Origin of the sequence: Mesorhizobium sp. M7A.F.Ca.CA.004.06.1.1, assembly GCF_003999135.1 — a bacterium.
Lineage (GTDB): Bacteria > Pseudomonadota > Alphaproteobacteria > Rhizobiales > Rhizobiaceae > Mesorhizobium.
Genome location: NZ_RZPQ01001163.1, coordinates 1 through 1,158, shown reverse-complemented (window position 1 = coordinate 1,158; position 1,158 = coordinate 1). Strand labels below are relative to the sequence as shown.

Here is a 1,158-nt window from a genome sequence, read left to right as displayed (position 1 = left end):
GATGCGTTCGGCTGATGCTCGCCACGACGAGGCCGTCGGCCTTGCCCGCGCCATCAACCTGGATCTGATCCACACTGCGGTGGTGACCGTCAACGATCCGCGCCCGGCGACGCTGCTCGGCAGCGGCAAGGTTGCGGAGTTCGCGGAAATCGTCAAAGAGGGACATGCGGAAGTGGTCGTCGTCGACCATCCGCTGACCCCGGTGCAGCAGCGCAATCTCGAAAAAGAGCTGAACGCCAAGGTGCTGGACCGCACCGGGCTGATTCTTGAGATCTTCGGCGAGCGCGCACGCACCAAGGAAGGCACGCTGCAGGTCGAACTCGCCCATCTCAACTACCAGAAGGGCCGCCTCGTGCGCAGCTGGACCCATCTGGAGCGCCAGCGCGGCGGCGCCGGCTTCCTCGGGGGCCCCGGCGAAACGCAGATCGAATCCGACCGGCGGCAGCTGCAGGAAAAGATCATCAAGCTGAAGCAGGAGCTGGAAACGGTGCGGCGCACGCGCGACCTGCACCGCGCCAAGCGCAGGAAGGTGCCGTTCCCGGTGGTGGCGATCGTCGGCTACACCAATGCCGGCAAGTCGACGCTGTTCAACCGGCTGACCGGGGCGGATGTGCTGGCGCAGGACATGCTGTTCGCCACGCTCGACCCGACGCTGCGCCGCGTGCGCCTCCCACATGGCACGCCGATCATCCTCTCCGATACGGTCGGCTTCATTTCGGACCTGCCGACGCATCTGATCGCGGCTTTCCGCGCCACCCTGGAAGAGGTGGTCGAGGCCGATCTTGTGCTTCATCTGCGCGACATTTCCGATCCGGACACTGCTGCACAAGCGGAAGATGTCGAGCGCATCCTGGCCGACCTCGGTGTCGACGCCGGCGACGCCAAGCGCGTGATAGAAGTGTGGAACAAGATCGACCGGCTCGACGAAGGCAACCGGACCCGGCTGCTTGCAGACGGCGCCGACGCCAACAAGGCGCCGCCGATTGCGGTGTCGGCGGTGACCGGCGAGGGCATCGATGCGCTGAAGGCGATCATCGAAACACGGATGGCGGGCGAACTCGAAGACCTCACCGTGACGATCGAGCCGGCCCAGTTCGGCCTTGTCGACTGGCTTTACCGCAATGGCGATGTCGTTTCGCGAAGCGACAATGATGACGG

At 65.1% G+C, this 1,158-nt stretch carries 1 protein-coding gene; it reads left to right on the top strand.

Annotation, left to right across the window (positions count from 1 at the left end; all coding sequences use genetic code 11):
• Position 1 precedes the first annotated feature (1 nt).
• On the top strand, positions 2-1,158 hold a 1,157-nt coding region (gene hflX, locus EN906_RS34795; RefSeq protein ID WP_127375805.1), incomplete at its 3' end, for a GTPase HflX.